Origin of the sequence: Emticicia oligotrophica DSM 17448 (assembly GCF_000263195.1) — a bacterium.
GTDB classification, from domain to species: domain Bacteria; phylum Bacteroidota; class Bacteroidia; order Cytophagales; family Spirosomataceae; genus Emticicia; species Emticicia oligotrophica.
Genome location: NC_018748.1, coordinates 4446658 through 4463597, shown reverse-complemented (window position 1 = coordinate 4463597; position 16940 = coordinate 4446658). Strand labels below are relative to the sequence as shown.

Here is a 16940-nt window from a genome sequence, read left to right as displayed (position 1 = left end):
ACAATAATAATGATTAAAGGATTCTTATTTGACTTAGATGGCGTAATTGTAGAAACAGCCATTTTCCATTACCAAGCTTGGCGAAAAATGGCCAATGATTTAGGATTTGATATTTCCGAAGAATTCAATGAAAGTTTAAAAGGAGTTAGTAGAATGGACTCCCTCAACCTCATACTCCAACATGGGAATGTAATGCTTTCTGAAGAGGAAAAATTAATATTAGCTGCCAAGAAAAATGAACATTATCTGACCTTGGTTAGTCAAATGACTTCTGATGATATTTTACCAGGAGTAAAAGACTTTTTTGAACAAATCAAAAAAACTGATATCAAAATTGCTCTAGGTTCAGTAAGTAAAAATGCCAAAATGATTCTCGAAGGAGTGGGTTTAATCAATGACTTCGATGCAATTATAGATGGCACAAAAATATCAAACGGCAAACCAGACCCTGAAGTATTCTTGAAAGGAGCTGAAGAATTAGGGCTTCAAGCAAATGAATGTTTAGTTTTTGAAGATGCAGTAGCAGGAGTTGAAGCAGGAAAAAGAGCAGGTATGAAAGTGATTGGTATTGGACATGAAAATGTACTAACGCAAGCCGATTTAGTATTAAAATCATTCGAAAATATCAATTTATCAGATTTACTTTCAAAGATTTTATGATATTTAATGAAAATTATTTAAAAGTGTAATAATCCTACCAACCTTATAAAATACTTTAACTAAAATTAAAATACAGGCCGTGAGCCCCTTTTAAAAATGAAAAATTATATAACACACGATGAATGGTGCATCGTAGAGAATGGTTTCCATCCTGAATTCAATGAAATTACTGAAAGTTTGATGAGTTTAGGAAATGGCCGTATGGGTGGAAGAGGGAACTTTGAAGAAAAGTTTTCAGGAAAAACCCTTCAAGGGAATTATGTAGCAGGAGTTTGGTTTCCAGACAAAACGAGAGTTGGTTGGTGGAAAAACGGTTACCCAAACTACTTTGCCAAAGTAATAAATGCTTGTAATTGGACGGGCATTGACATCGAAATTGATGGAGAAGTAGTCGATTTGAATACATCAAAAGTGCTTGATTTTACAAGAACACTCAACATGAAAACAGGTGTTCTTGAAAGAATTTGTACAATTGAATTAACTGGTGGAAAAACACTTAAAATACATTCACAAAGGTTTTTAAGTTTGGTCGATGATGAAAGTGGAGTAATTAAATATAGCATTACACCAGTAAACTTTTATGCCACTGCAAAAATTACTATTTCGCTAGATGGTGATGTTTCAAACAAAGATTCTAACCATGGTGAAAAATTTTGGAATGAAATTGCCAAAGAAACTGCACATGGAGAGGCATTTTTAACCTTAGAGACTAAGAAATCGGCTTGGGATACTGTTCCTACTTTCCAAGTTTGCACAGGCATGACTTTTGAAGTTTTTAAAGGCTTAGAAAAAGTTGATTTTGCTACTTTTCCAATCAAATCAGAGAAATATGTTGCGAATGAATTTAAGATTAATCTTGAAGAAAATCAGACTTATACAATCGTAAAGTATGCTGTAAATCTTTCATCTGAAAATCATACGATTGAAGATTTAACTGAAGATACAAAATCTTATATTGCCAAAATTAGTCAAAAGGGATTTGAACAAATGTTAGCTGAGCAAACAGCGGCATGGGCTAAAAAATGGGAAGGTAATGATATTCAAATTGAGGGAGATGTGGCAGCACAACAAGCCATTCGTTTCAATATTTTCCATTTACAACAAACTTATACGGGTGAAGATGCAAGATTGAATATCGGACCAAAAGGATTTACTGGTGAAAAATACGGTGGTGTTACCTATTGGGACACAGAAGCCTACTGTTTACCGTTTTATCTTTCTACTTCTGAACAAAAAGTTGCCCGAAACCTTTTAGTTTATCGACATAATCACCTCCAAAAAGCCATTGAAAATGCAGAGAAACTTGGTTTTTCTGATGGAGCAGCTCTTTACCCAATGGTTACCATGAATGGAGAAGAATGTCATAATGAGTGGGAGATTACCTTTGAAGAGATTCATAGAAATGGTGCCATTGCCTACGCAATTTATGATTATATTCGTTACACTGGTGATTCGAAATATTTAGAGGAATATGGACTAGAAGTATTAACTGGAATTTCAAGATTCTGGGCTCAACGAGTAAACTGGTCAAGCGACAAAAACAAATATGTAATGCTTGGCGTGACGGGTCCGAATGAATATGAAAATAACGTAAATAATAACTGGTACACCAATTATTTAGCGGTTTGGTGTTTGAAATATACATTGGAAGGTTTCAAGACATTAAAAAATCAGAATCTTGAAAAATTCAATGAAATTATTGAAAAAACTAAGCTAAATTTTGATACCGAAGCGTCAAAGTGGCAGCATATCATTGATAATATGTATTTTCCTTATGATGAGAACCGTCAAGTTTTCTTACAACAAGATGGTTTCCTTGATAAAGAATTACTTACCGTAGAAGCCATTACCAAACACCGTCCAATTAACCAAAAATGGTCATGGGACAGAATTTTACGTTCTTGTTTTATCAAACAGGCAGATGTTTTACAGGGAATGTTTTTCTTTGAAGAAGACTTTAGCATTGATGACTTACGTAGAAATTTCGATTTTTATGAGCCAATGACTGTTCATGAATCATCGCTTTCTCCTTGTGTTCACGTGATACTTGCAGCCAAATTAGGTAGAAAGGATAAGGCTTATGAAATGTATGTAAGAACAGCCCGACTTGACATTGATGATTATAACAACGATACTGAAGATGGTCTTCATATTACGTCTATGGCTGGAACTTGGATGTCAGTTGTGAAGGGTTTTGGTGGACTTCGTGTGAAAAATGATAAACTTTCATTTGAGCCATTTTTACCCGAACAATGGGAAGGTTTCTCTTTCAGAGTTGGATTTAGAGGAAATGCTTTAAATATAGTTATCAAAGGAAATAACATCAAAATTGAGAATATAACTGGCGATAAAATAAAAGTTCTGATATATGGAAAAGAAATTGAAGTAGGTTCAAAATCTTCGGCCAGTGTAGAATACTAATATGTTATTTATCAAAAAATGAGTCATCCCAAATTTGGCTAAATATCACTTTAGCCAAACTTTCACTGCCGTCTAGGTTCCCCCACCTCAGTTAAACTGATAGCATCAACTTAGACGGCCATGAACGAGTTTTTCTAGATTCGGGATGACTCTATTTTTTATACTAGGTTTGAATTACCCCAACGTTGTATCTTTTGGTAATTGGTGCATGGTTGGCAGCTTCAATTCCCATAGAAATTATCTTTCTTGTTTCAAGTGGGTCAATTACACCATCAACCCAAAGATTAGAGGCAGCATAGTAAGGACTCAATTGTGAATTATATCGGTCGGTAATTTTATCCAAAAGTTCCTTTTCTTCATCTTCACCAATGGCTATACCCTTCGATTTAAGTGTTGCTGTTTGAATTTGCACTAAAGTTTTCGCAGCTGATGCACCACTCATAACAGCCATTTGACCAGTAACCCATGAGTAAATTAAGCGAGGGTCATAAGCTTTTCCGCACATTGCGTAATTACCAGCCCCATACGAATTACCAACAATAAACGTAAATTTTGGAACTACCGAGTTGGCCATTGCATTAACCATTTTTGCTCCATCTTTAATAATACCACCATGCTCTGACCTACTTCCTACCATAAATCCTGTTACATCTTGCAAAAAAACTAAAGGAATTTTTTGTTGGTTACAATTCATAATGAAACGAGCCGCTTTATCTGCCGAATCAGAATAAATAACACCGCCCATTTGCATTTCTCCCTTTTTTGATTTCACAATTTTTCTTTGGTTTGCTACAATTCCAACTGCCCAACCATCAATTCGAGCTGTTCCGCAGAGAATAGTTTGTCCATACCCTTGTTTATATTGGTCAAATTCAGAATTATCAACAATACGCTCAATAATTTCAAGCATATCGTAAGGTTTTGTTCGGTCAATTGGTAGTTTGGAGTAAATTTCTTTGGGGTCTTTTTGTGGTAAAACAGTGGCTTTTCTATCAAAACCAGCTTTTTCAAAGTGACCCATTTTATCAAAAATCTTTCTGATTTCATCTAAGCATGCTTCATCGTTTGGAAACTTATTATCAGTTACTCCCGAAATTTCGCAATGAGTAGTTGCTCCGCCAAGTGTCTCATTATCAACATCTTCACCAATTGAAGACTTCACTAAATAAGAACCTGCTAAAAAAACAGAACCACTTCCTTCAACGATTAAAGCGTAATCAGACATGATTGGCAAATATGCACCACCTGCTACACAACTACCCATAATTGCGGCTACTTGTGGTATTCCCATTGATGACATGTGAGCATTATTTCTAAAAATTCGACCAAAATGTTCTTTATCTGGAAAAACCTCAGCTTGCATGGGTAAATAAACTCCTGCCGAATCAACCAAATAAATAATTGGTAAATGGTTTTCCATAGCAATTTCTTGAGCTCTCAAATTTTTCTTTGCTGAAATCGGAAACCAAGCACCTGCTTTCACAGTAGCATCATTTGAAACAATCACGCAAAGTCTGCCAGAAACGTAGCCAATTACGCAAACGCAACCTCCATTAGGGCAACCTCCCTCCTCTTCATACATTCCCTCTCCTGCAAAAACCCCAAATTCAATGTACTTTGTATTTTTATCAACCAAATAGTCAATCCTTTCACGAGCAGTAAGTTTTCCTTTTGCCTTATGAGCTTGTATTTTCTTCAAGCCACCTCCTAATTTCACTTGCTCATATTTCTCAGTCAATTCCTTCAATAAATCTTCCATTGTTTGCATAATTCTTGTTATATTTCGTTGATGAAGCAAAATAGTTATATATTTTCTAAGTTAGAAACAATTTTTCTGCAAATATGTTAAATAATTGTTAAAACAATCATTAGCTTTGCAATTATTTATCAACAAACTAAAATTTACTATGACACACTTAGAGCTAGAAATCGACGAACAATTAGAAATGATTCGTCAAAGTGCAAAAGACTTCGCTGAAAATTACATCAGACCAAATTTAATGGAGTGGGACGAAAAGCAAATTTTCCCAGTTGAATTATTTCATAAAATGGGCGAATATGGCTTCATGGGCGTATTAGTGCCAGAAATGTATGGCGGTTCGGGACTCGGATACCAAGAATATATTACGATAATTGATGAAATATCACAAGTTTGTGGTGCGATTGGTCTTTCAGTGGCTGCTCACAATTCTCTTTGCACAAATCATATTCTAACTTTTGGTAATGAAGAACAAAGACAGAAATATTTGCCAAAATTAGCATCTGGTGAATGGATTGGTGCTTGGGGACTTACTGAAACAGGGACAGGCTCTGATGCAGGAGGAATGAGCACCACGGCTGTTCAAGATGGGGATTATTTTGTGCTGAATGGTTCAAAAAACTTTATTACCCATGCTATTAGTTCAGAACTTGCCGTTGTAATTGCACGAACTGGGGAGAAAAATGATTCACACGGAATTACTGCTTTCGTCATTGAAAAAGGAACACCCGGCTTTTCTGCTGGAAAAAAAGAAAATAAATTAGGGATGAGAGCCAGCGAAACAGCTTGCTTATTTTTTGATAATTGCCGAATTCATAAAGATAATGTTTTAGGCGAAGTCGGTGAAGGATTTGTTCAATCATTAAAAATACTTGATGGTGGTAGAATCTCTATTGCAGCACTTTCGTTGGGAATTGCCAAAGGAGCCTACAAAGCAGCTTTGAAATATGCTCAAGAGAGAGCACAGTTTGGTAAAACCATTATCAATTTTCAAGGAATTAGCTTTAAATTAGCAGAAATGGTTACTAAAATAGAGGCTTCTGAATTATTGACACGAAATGCAGGTACTTTAAAGAACTTAGGCAAAAAAATGACTAAAGAAGGGGCTATGGCAAAACTTTTTGCTTCAGAAACGGCTGTTGAAGTTTCTACAGAAAGTATCCAAATTCATGGAGGATACGGCTACACCAAAGATTTTCCTGCAGAAAAGTTTTATCGTGATGCCAAACTTTGTACTATTGGAGAAGGAACAAGCGAAATTCAAAAATTAGTTATCAGTAGAGAAATTTGTAAGTAAAATATATCCGTGGCACGGCTTCAAACTTTATAAATATTTAGAATCATATTGATAAATTCACTCATAAAAATGAGTATCTAATGGAATAAATGAAAGATAATTACTTTTGCTGACTTTAAGTCAGCAAAAAATTAACAATTCATTTGTTCTCCTAGTAGTCGAATTTATTCGCTGATTTGGTTCAATTCTAAATAGTTGCTTTAATATTTAAGTCTTTAAGTTGAACCGTGCCAAGGTTTATCTGAGATATACTTCAAAATTTATAATTAAAAAGAATTAAAATTTTCAATAAATTGAACAGAGTTAATGATTCAATAAAAACGCTGTGGGACAATAAAAATATTCAATTAATTGAATGTCCACGTGATGCCATTCAAGGGCTTCATGATATAATTTCAACTGAAAAAAAAGCTAAATACCTCAATCTTTTACTAGAAAGTCAGCTTTTTAGTACCATAGATTTTGGAAGTTTTGTCTCGCCCAAAGCCATTCCACAAATGGCCGATACAAAGCAAGTATTAGGAAAATTGAAATTAAATCATTCAAGCTCAAAGTTATTAGCAATCATTGCTAATGAACGTGGAGCTACGGAAGCAGCAGCATTTGAAGAAATTACATATTTGGGTTATCCATTTTCAATATCAGAAACTTTTCAATTAAGAAATACAAATGCAAGTATTGTTGAATCATTGGAAAGGGTAAAAGGAATTCAAGAAATTACAGAAAAAGCTAATAAAGAATTAGTTATCTATATTTCAATGGGCTTTGGCAATCCTTATGGTGATGAATGGAATGCTGAAATTGCTATTCAATGGGTAGATGAACTACAAAAATTAGACATAAAAATATTTTCTTTGTCTGATACCGTAGGCGTTGGTACTCCCGAAACAATCAATTATTTGTTCAATCATTTAATTCCAAGTTACCCAAATTTAGAATTTGGTGCCCATTTACATACTACTCCTCAAACTTGGTACGAAAAAATTAATGCGGCTTATCAAGGTGGTTGCAGAAGATTTGATGGTGCTATATTAGGATATGGAGGGTGTCCAATGGCCGCAGATGAATTAGTCGGAAATATGGATACAGAAAATTTGTTGCTTTTCAAGCAAGAAAAAGAAGGTACGATTAACGGAGTTGAAGAGAAAATCATACAATTAAAAACAGCTTTTCAAGAGCTTATAGACTAATGTTTTTTCAAGAATCAGACTTATCAAAATTCTCGGAAGTTGAATTTAAACTTATAAAAGTTAATAAATCAGGTAATCTTTTCACAATTACACTTAATAGACCCGAGAAAAGAAATGCTTTCACTCCCATTATGCTTACAGAATTAGCCTATGCTTTAGCTTATGCTCATTATCATTCTGAAGTATGGTGTGTATTATTGAAAGCAGAAGGACCAGCTTTTTGTGCTGGAATGGATTTGAATGTTTTTCAGAATCCTTCTTTAGATATTGAAAATCTAAAGCTTCCAAAACCAATCAAAGAAGTTACTATTGGAGATGCATTTAAGTATCTTGAAAAACCATGTATCGCCCAAGTTGAAGGAAGTGTATTTGCAGGCGGATTTTTACTTATTGGAGGATGCAGTTTTGTTGTTTCGGTGGAAGATGCTCAGTTTGGATTACCTGAGGTAAAAAGAGGGATTTTTCCAATGCAAGTGATGGCAACTTTATTAAAAATAATGCCTCAAAGAAAAGCAATGGAAATGGCAATTTTAGGGAAAAACTATACTGCCCAAGAAGCATTTAACCTAGGAATTGTTACGCACATATGTTCAAAAGAAAATATTGAAAACGAGGCTAACCAATTAGTAGAAAGCATTTTAGAAAATTCACCATTTGCAATCAGAAAGGGTTTTGAAGCAATCAATCAATTAAACAACCTTTCAGAGGTAGAGCAACATCAATATTTGCTTAGCGTACTTCAAGAAATTAGGCAATCGGAAGATGCACGAGAAGGAATTTTAGCATTTAAAGAGAAAAGAAAACCAGTTTGGAAGAATAAGTAAAGTAAGCCCTGAAAGAAATTCTCTCAGGGCTTACTTTTTACAATACTTTCTCGGTATCGGTCACATAAGTTCTTGTACAAACACTATAAGTGCCACCATTAGGGTCTTTGTACTTCATTTCAATATAAAATGATTGATAACCCTTTTTAGGGTACGGAAGAGAAACTTTAATTTGCGGTAAATCTTTCAACTTAATATTTTTATTCAACCACAAATTATTTCGAAAATCGCGGTCAGAAGAAGTGGTTTGCCAAAGAGTCGCTTCAACTAGGTTTTCAGTTTTAGCATCAATCGTAAGTTCAGTATTAACTTTATTATAATCAACTTTCCAAGTGTTTACTGGATAAGGTAGATTTAACACAGTTAAACCAAAAAATGCACTCAAAGTTTCAAAAGCTTGTTTTCCTCCACCTAAATTATGACCAACATTTGGCACATAATGAATCATATTTTGTCCAGGAATCTCATTGATGTAATGTTTGATGGCATCAATCGTCCAATATTCATCATTTGTTCCAACAAAAATCATCTTCGGAACTGACATTTTATTTCTATACGAAAATGGGTCTATCATCGCAGTAATCATTTTACCATCTTCAGTATCAGTTCCTTGGGGAATGCCTAATTTTACATAATCTTCAATTTCAATGCTATATTCACCATAAGTTGTATACTGATAATTAAGCGTTGCAGGCATATTGAGCATATCAATCACCATTGGAGCTATTGCTTTAACACGTTTATCATCAATTGCAGAAGAAAGCCAAGTAGTCCAACCACGTTTAGATGCTCCAGAAATTACAAAACTGTTCACAGCATATTTTTGTCTTTGCATTGTAAACTCTTGCACAGCATCCATTGCCCTTACCGCTGATTTAACCATGGGAAACAAAAGCGGCCAAGAATAGTCTTTATCTTGCTTAAATTGATGGAGTGTATAAGAAATCAAAGCGTCTTCAGTTAAATTGCCATAAAGCGGTTGATTAGGAACTTGCCTAATCAACGCAACTGTTGCTTTATTTTTCTCTGCAACACCAGCCAACGAGGGCCAAAGTCCATCTGATTTAGTCCAATTAGGTTGCTCATCTTTATTTGAACCACCAGTGATAAACAGCAGTGCATCATTGAATTGTCGGTTTTTGGGCACAAAAATGGTTAATTGATGTCGCCAAGTATATTCACGCCATTTTTGGGAGGTAAGCAATAGCTGATAGGCAACTACATTCCCAAAAATTGTTGAGTCTTTCAATTCCCAAGCAAAACTTTTGTCTCCGTTTTTTATATAATTTTCAAGAGCATTTTGGGGCGTTAATTTGGTTTTCTGAGCATATGAATTTAAACCATAAAAAGCCAACAATACAATAACACTTAATCTAATAATTTTCATGTTGAGTTAAAATTGAAGGTTGAATAATGTTTTGTAATATTCTTGATTTTTTTTAATAAATACTTAATAAAATCTAATAAATTTGAAAAGCATTCAACCTTCACTCCCTCCATGAAAAGAAAAATATTATTTTTGCTTATTTTTAATGTGTTTTTGGACAAAATCTATGCACAAAATTCTCCAATATTACATGCAAGTTTAATCTTTCCCATTCAAGAAAAACATACACACGCTAGTAGTTTGGTAAATTTACCTAATGGGGATTATCTATGTGTTTGGTTCTACGGAAGTGGTGAACGTACTTCTGACGATGTAAAAATTATGGGTGCAAGACTCGAAAAAGGCAAAAAAACATGGTCTGAGCCTTTTTTAATGGCCGATACCCCCAATATTCCCGATTGCAACCCAGTTTTATTTCTCAACCATGAAAAGAAACTCTTTTTAGTTTGGATTGCGGTACAAGCTAATAAATGGGAACAATCAATTTTAAGATTCAGAACTTCTACCGATTATCAAAAAAGTGGTCCACCAGTTTGGTCTTGGCAAGATAATATTCTTTTAAAACCCGATGATGAATTTGCTAAAGAGGTAAACAAAAGACTTAAAGAATTACCTCCTCCAACTGCTGGATGGGCTGGTTACGCACCAAAATATGATGAATCAATTAACATTGCAAGTAATGACCCCACCAAAAGAAGTATTGGCTGGATGACGAGAATTAAACCACTTTTATTACCAAACAATAGAATTGTTCTGCCCTTATATTCAGATGGATTTAATATGTCATTAATGGCCATATCAGATGATGATGGCACAAGTTGGCATCCAAGTTTACCATTAGTTGGTAGAGGACCTATCCAGCCCGCCGTTATTCAAAAAAAGAACGGTAATCTTTATGCCTTGATGAGGGATAGTGGCGATGACCCGTCTCGAGTGCATGAAAGCGAATCAACGGATTTAGGTGAAACTTGGAAAGCAAGCTCAAAGACCAAAATTCCTAACACTGCTAGTGTTGAACTTTTGGTTCTAAAAGATGGAAGATGGGCATTTTTGGGTAATGATATTGATGATGGAAGATACAGATTGAGCCTTTTTTTATCGGATGATGAAGGAAAAACTTGGAAATGGAAGACCAAACTCGAAAATGTAGAACCAAATAAAGGGAGCTTTTCCTATCCAAGTCTCATTCAAACGGAAGATGGACTTATACACTTAACTTATTCCTATCATCTTGAAAAAGACAAAAAATCAATTAAATATGTAATAGTTGACCCAAAACTAATTCCACTAGAACCATGAAATATACTTTATTTATACTAATCAATCTTCTTGGTTTAACTGTTTTTTCACAATCTAAACAACCTGTTTATCTTGATAAACCATTTTTGCAGGATTACAGTATCAAGTATTATTCTGATAATGATAAGATTCAATTAAAAAAAGTCTTCACTGATAGGAATGGGAATATTAAAGTACTATCTACTAATGGTTTGTTGATTCCTGTCGATGGTGCATTTTTAAAAGCTGGTAAATTAAAAGCAGATAAAAGCTATCGTACAATTCAACATAAACATCTGTTAGACATCGGATTATTTCAAAATCAATTTGTTTTTCTTGAGGAAAACTCAATTTTTAGCAATGCGTGGGCAGGAAGTTTAATGAGTAAATTTCAACTTAAAAACACAAAGCTCTTTTCTGCTGGCTCAGATTTTCAATTTCTGGTTTCGGATGGTAAAAAATTGGAATTAATCAATCAAAATAAAACTATTTGGAGCTCTTCAATAGATGAAGAAATCACAGATATAAAATTTAGTGATCATTTGTTTTGGGTACTTACCAAACATTCCATACATACATTTTCAATTGAAAAAAATCATTCTACAAAAGTTTTTGAAGGTGAAGATTTAACTGCTTTTGAATTAATTCCAAGCAAAAAATTGATTATTATTGGTACAAATGATGGATTTTACCGATTTGATTATTTACACAAAAGAGTTTTAGGTTCAAAAGTCACCAAATTACCTTCCACTAATATTACTACAATTAAATCAATCGGAGAAAAACTATGGATTGGCACAAATAATGGTTGTTTTTCTATCAGTCAAAATGAAAAAATTGACTACTACAATGGTGAAAGATGGCTTCCAAATAATGATATTATTCAAATTTCGGAAGGGAAAAACAATTCGGCTTTAATTCTTACAAAATCTGGTTTAGCTGAAATATTTTTCCAAAAAATGACTTTAGCAGAGAAGGCTGATTTCTATGAAAAACAAGTCAGAACTCGACACATCAGAAATGGCTTCAATGCTTCGATTGAAGGAATGGCAAAGGGAGATTTATCAACGGGTTTCTTAGCAGATTCTGATAATGATGGACTTTGGACTTCTATGTATTTGGGGGCTGAAGTTTTTAGGTATGTAGTTACAAAATCGGAAGATGCATTACAAAATTGTAGAGAATCATTAGATGCAATGGAACGATTGTTTACAATCAATGGCATTCCAGGATTTCCTTCAAGGTCTTTTGAAAGAAGTGGCTACATCAAACAATTAGCCGACCCCGAAAGGTGGCAACACGCCCAAGATAAAGAATGGGACTGGAAATCTACCACAAGTAGCGACGAGGCCATTGGACATATTTTTGTTTATGGAGCCATAGCAGAGTTAATCAACGATAATTCCCTTCGAAAACGCTCCATTAAGCTCATTGATACCTTAATGAGCCATATCATTAAAAATGATTTCTACTTAATTGATTATGACGGTAAACCAACCACATGGGGTAAGTGGAATCCGAGTTATGTAAATTCATTCCCTAAAAATGTTGGTGATAGAAAACTTAATTCTTCTAATATCGTCGCAATGCTACAAACAGCTTATCATTTTACTAAAAAAACCATTTACAAGGAAAAAGCCTTTGAATTAATGAAGAAACATGGCTATTTTGAAAATCTGATGAGACCCATGAAAGAAATTGGCTATGCTCCTGAAGATGCTGATGAACATAGCAAGAAAATGTCTGATGCGTGGAATCATTCGGATGATGAAATGTATTTTTTGGGTTATTGGGGGCTTTACCGATATGCGTTCAATGATACACTAAAAGCACATTATAAAAAAGCGATTATTGACCATTGGCAGACAGAAAGACCTGAAAAAGAAGGACTTTGGAACATTTTTACGGCACTTACGGGTACTTCAAGTTTTGATTTGAATGAAGCGGCTTGGTATCTTCGTGAACATCCACTTGATTTAATTGACTGGAATATTTCTAATAGTCATAGAAAAGACATTGAAAAATTACCAGAAAACTTTAGAACTCAAACTATCAAAGAAGTTCTACCACCAGACGAACGCCCAATTCAAAGGCATAATGCCAATATGTTTAATTTAGATAGAATGCGTGGAAATGGTACTTCAGAACATAGTGCAGGAGATATTTGGCTTCTACCCTATTGGCTTGGAAGATATTTAGGAGTCATTAGTCCACCACAAAAATAAGTTTCGATGAAAATTATTTCAGCCATAATCATTTTATTTTTCACTTGTAGTTATAAGCAAATGCCACAATATTTTGAGGAAATTCAGTTAACCAACGACTTAACGTATCACCACGATTTAGACAACAATGATAATTTTTCACCTGATAATCAATGGCTTGTTTATGATACTCGAACCGATGATGGTGGAATTGCGGAGTCAAATAGGATTGAAAAAGTAAATGTGCTTACTGGTGAAAAGAAAGTAGTCTATCAAGTTCCCAATAATCATTTTTGGGGACCAGGTGTGGGTGCCGCAAGTTATTCGCCAGTAGCTAACCAAATTGTATTTATCCATGGTTTAAAGGGTGTTACTAAAGAGAACCCATATCAACAATGGCGTCGTACAGGATATATGATTGATGAAGATAACGACAACAAAGGGATTTGGGTGGATGCACGAAATATTGAATATCCCTACACAAAAGGAGCATTAAGAGGAGGAACACACCGACATGAATTCAGTGGAGATGGCAATTGGATTGGATTTACCTACAATGATGCCATCATGAAGAATCTTGAAGATAAAACTGGAAATAGGTATAATTTAAGAACTATTGGTATTTCTAAAAAGGGGCAAAAAATACAAATTAATAATCCAAGCAATGAAAATTTTTCGGGTGAATGGTTCAGTGCCCTTGTTGTAAAAGTAGTTCCAAACCCCAAAGATGGTTCGGATGAAATTAGTCACGCTGCTGGTGATAGCTGGATTGGTAAAAATGGCTACAAAAAACCAAATGGCCAACAACAAATGGCTCGTGGATTTATAGGAACGGTAAAGGAAAACGGTGAAAATATTGATGAAGTTTTTGTGGTTGATATACCCGAAAACATTGAAGAAGCAGGAATTTATGGTAAACTTGAAGGGAATGAATTAGAACTTCCTCAGCCACCCAAAGGAGCAAGTCAAAGGCGACTAACCTTCACTTCTAAACAAAAATATAAAGGATGTATTGGTATTGTTAGAGCCTCATCGGATGGTGAATATTTGGCTTTTGTTGCGAAAGATAATCAAGGTGTTAAACAAATATTTTGCATATCTCCCAATGGTGGTAAAATGGAGCAAATCACATTTCATAATACTGATGTAGAAGGAAGTTTGAGATGGCATCCAATCGAAAAAAGTATTTTCTATATTCAAGCAGGAAGTATCAATCAAGTAAAACTGGGACCTAGCAATTTCGAAGACAGCTATAGAGTGATTTCTAAACCAAGCGTTCCCTCTCCCACCAATTTGGTTGTATCACACGATGCTAAATCATTGGCTTTCAATAGGTTAATCAAAAACACTAAACAAGTATTTCTAATTAATTTAGAAAAATAAATTCAACATAACCCCTATTAAACCTCTTATGAACCAATTACCCAAAGGCCTTTGGCCTGTCATGATTACTCCTCTAACCAAAAGCAATGAAATTGATTATAATGGTTTAGAATCGCTTACCAACTTTTATGTAGAAGCAGGTTCAAATGGATTATTTGCTAATTGTCTTTCAAGTGAAATGTATCAACTAACTAATGCAGAAAGGCTACAATTAACTCAAAACGTAGTAAAATTTAGTGGAGGAAAAGTACCCGTTGTTGCCACAGGAACTTTTCAGTTTGGAGGAAAATCAAATGCAGAATTTATCAAAGAAATTTACGATACAGGTATTCAAGCAGTTATAATTATAACGAGTATGCTCGTCATGCCAGATGAAAGTGAGGATGTATTAAAAACTCGACTTGAAGAAATTATGAATGTAACTGGCGATATGCCTTTGGGGGTTTATGAATGTCCAGTTCCCTATAAAAGATTATTAAGTACCTCAATGTTGGCATGGATGGCTTCTACAGGCAGATTTATCTACCACAAAGACACCAGTTGTAATTCTGTTTCGATTGAAAAAAAACTATATGCCGTAAAAAATTCAAATTTTGGATTTTACAATGCTGATACCCCAACAGCTCTCGATTCTTTAGATTTTGGTGGAAGAGGTATTTCGCCAATTTCTGCCAACTTTTATCCAGAACCCTATACATATTTGTTGCAAGAATATTTTGCAAATGGTAGAACAGAAAAGTTAAATAAACTTCACGCTTTACTTACCATGATGGATAGAGTCACTCATACTTTTTATCCATATTCAGCTAAATTATTTTTACAGAAAAGAGGCTTAAAAATTGAGACAAATTCAAGAATTCCTACTGAAACACCGTCAAATGCAGATTTTATAAGATTTAATGCACTGATGGATTCTTTTAAAGTTTTGTGTGAAATGTATGAAATTAAACCTATCCTATAAATTTTATTTATCAACCCTAAACCTATAAAAAATTGAAACTCCTTGATTTAATTGTATTCTTTGTTTATATGGGTGGAATTACCGTATACGGTAGTTCATTCTACAAAAAAGACAAAACTGTTTCAGAATTCACTATCGGTGATAGTAAATTTCCAAGTTGGGTAGTGACAATGTCGATTTTTGCAACATTTGTCAGTAGCATTAGCTTTTTGGCACTACCTGCAACGGCTTTTTCTTCAAATTGGAATGCTTTTGTATTCAGCTTATCACTGCCAATTGCCTCCGTAATTGCTGTCAAATATTTTGTACCGATTTATCGAAAAATAAATAGTCCTTCTGCTTATGCATATTTAGAAACTAAATTTGGATTATGGGCCCGAGTATATGTTTCGATGTGCTATTTACTTACCCAAATCATGCGTATTGGTACTATTTTATACTTACTTGCCTTACCCGTAAATGCTATGTTTGGTTGGGATATCATAACAATTATCATCATTACTGGACTGACTGTAACCATTTACTCATTATTGGGTGGAATTGAAGCTGTCATGTGGACAGATGCAATTCAAGGTATCGTACTCATTGGGGGTGCTGTTTTGTGTTTACTTTTCTTATGGTTTGCTATGCCTGAAGGTCCAGCCCAAACCTTTAAAATAGCCATCGAACATCAAAAGTTTAGCTTAGGAAGTTTTGATATAAGCCTAACTGAATCAACTTTTTGGGTGGTATTTATTTATGGAATTTTCATCAATTTACAAAATTTTGGAATCGACCAAAATTATGTTCAACGATACATTGCTTCAAGTTCGGAGAAAGAGGCTAAGAAATCGGCATTCTGGGGTGGAATGATGTATTTGCCAGTTTCATTGATTTTCTTTTTAATTGGTACATCCCTTTTTGCATATTATGAAGTATTTCCCACAGAATTACCTTCAGAAATTGGTTCAGCAAGCGATAAGGTTTTTCCATTTTTTATTGCCAATAAACTTCCTTCGGGTTTTACTGGAATACTCATTGCTTCTATTTTTGCAGCAGGGATGAGCACTATTTCAACGAGTATCAATAGTTCTGCAACCGTAATTTTATACGATTACTTTCAAAGATTTTCTTCTAACAAAATTTTTACTGAAAAGTCTTCAATTAAAATACTTTACATCGTTTCATTGATATTGGGTATCATCGGAATAACGATTGGAATTGCTATGATTAATGTAAAAAGTGCCTTGGATGCATGGTGGAAATTAGCCTCAGTATTTAGTGGAGGTATGCTTGGTCTTTTCCTTTTGGGAGCATTTGTAGAAAAAATTGAGAGAAAAGGTGCCATTTGGGGGGTAATAGTAGGAATAATTATCATACTATACATGAGCATTTCTCCATTGGTATTTACAGAAGATTCAAACAAACAATATGCTAGTAGTTTGCATCATTATCTAACGATTGTTTTTGGTACAATGTCAATTTTTATAGTTGGATTTTTGAGCACAGTACTTTTCAAAAGTAAGTAATAAAATATATTCAACCCTAATTTTAAATTTTAAAGAAGTCTTCGTTTAGAACGAAGACTTCCTTTTTT

General features: G+C 34.3%; 12 protein-coding genes. 10 read left to right on the top strand and 2 right to left on the bottom strand.

Going from position 1 to position 16940, the window contains the following annotated elements:
* The first annotated feature begins 9 nt into the window (after positions 1-9).
* Both pgmB and EMTOL_RS18495 read left to right on the top strand, forming a co-directional pair.
* Complete coding sequence (gene pgmB / locus EMTOL_RS18500) at positions 10-660, top strand: beta-phosphoglucomutase (protein WP_015030852.1); 651 nt, start codon at positions 10-12, stop codon at positions 658-660.
* A 96-nt stretch (positions 661-756) separates the two neighbouring features.
* Positions 757-3081, top strand: a complete 2325-nt coding sequence (locus tag EMTOL_RS18495; protein ID WP_015030851.1) for a family 65 glycosyl hydrolase domain-containing protein — start codon at positions 757-759, stop codon at positions 3079-3081.
* A gap of 163 nt (positions 3082-3244) precedes the next feature.
* On the opposite strand, the gene EMTOL_RS18490 is transcribed toward EMTOL_RS18495, so the two are convergent.
* The gene (locus EMTOL_RS18490; RefSeq protein WP_015030850.1) at positions 3245-4849 is read right to left on the bottom strand and encodes an acyl-CoA carboxylase subunit beta; all 1605 of its coding nucleotides are present in this window, start codon (positions 4847-4849) and stop codon (positions 3245-3247) included.
* A 139-nt stretch (positions 4850-4988) separates the two neighbouring features.
* On the opposite strand from EMTOL_RS18490, the gene EMTOL_RS18485 reads away from it, so the two are divergent.
* From EMTOL_RS18485 to EMTOL_RS18475, 3 genes are all read left to right on the top strand, one after another.
* Positions 4989-6137 (top strand): acyl-CoA dehydrogenase family protein, encoded by a 1149-nt coding sequence (locus tag EMTOL_RS18485; protein WP_015030849.1) that lies wholly within the window; start codon positions 4989-4991, stop codon positions 6135-6137.
* Positions 6138-6430: 293 nt separating this feature from the next.
* A complete protein-coding gene (locus tag EMTOL_RS18480) occupies positions 6431-7327 on the top strand; it encodes a hydroxymethylglutaryl-CoA lyase-like TIM-barrel protein (RefSeq protein WP_015030848.1) in 897 nt (298 codons plus the stop codon).
* A complete protein-coding gene (locus tag EMTOL_RS18475; protein WP_015030847.1) occupies positions 7327-8151 on the top strand; it encodes an enoyl-CoA hydratase/isomerase family protein in 825 nt (274 codons plus the stop codon). The genes EMTOL_RS18480 and EMTOL_RS18475 overlap by 1 nt, the downstream gene beginning before the upstream one ends.
* Before the next feature lie 37 nt (positions 8152-8188).
* Here the strand turns inward: EMTOL_RS18475 and EMTOL_RS18470 are convergent, their stop codons facing one another.
* Entirely contained in the window at positions 8189-9538 is a 1350-nt protein-coding gene (locus tag EMTOL_RS18470) for a PhoPQ-activated pathogenicity-related family protein (protein WP_015030846.1), read from the bottom strand.
* Positions 9539-9649: 111 nt separating this feature from the next.
* Between EMTOL_RS18470 and EMTOL_RS18465 the strand changes: the two genes are divergently transcribed.
* From EMTOL_RS18465 to EMTOL_RS18445, 5 genes are all read left to right on the top strand, one after another.
* Positions 9650-10837: a sialidase family protein gene (locus EMTOL_RS18465; RefSeq protein WP_015030845.1), complete on the top strand. Its 1188-nt coding sequence runs from the start codon at positions 9650-9652 to the stop codon at positions 10835-10837.
* Positions 10834-13041 carry a hypothetical protein gene (locus EMTOL_RS18460; protein WP_015030844.1) on the top strand — a complete coding sequence of 736 codons (2208 nt, stop codon included), beginning with the start codon at positions 10834-10836 and terminating at the stop codon, positions 13039-13041. Before EMTOL_RS18465 ends, EMTOL_RS18460 begins: the two co-directional genes overlap by 4 nt.
* A gap of 6 nt (positions 13042-13047) precedes the next feature.
* The gene (locus EMTOL_RS18455) at positions 13048-14403 is read left to right on the top strand and encodes a DUF3748 domain-containing protein (protein WP_305953272.1); all 1356 of its coding nucleotides are present in this window, start codon (positions 13048-13050) and stop codon (positions 14401-14403) included.
* 28 nt (positions 14404-14431) lie between these two features.
* Positions 14432-15364, top strand: coding sequence for a dihydrodipicolinate synthase family protein (locus tag EMTOL_RS18450; RefSeq protein ID WP_015030842.1), 933 nt, complete (start codon positions 14432-14434; stop codon positions 15362-15364).
* Positions 15365-15432: 68 nt separating this feature from the next.
* On the top strand, positions 15433-16872 hold the full coding sequence (locus EMTOL_RS18445; protein WP_052315409.1) for a sodium:solute symporter family protein: 1440 nt from the start codon (positions 15433-15435) through the stop codon (positions 16870-16872).
* The last annotated feature ends 68 nt before the right edge of the window (positions 16873-16940 follow it).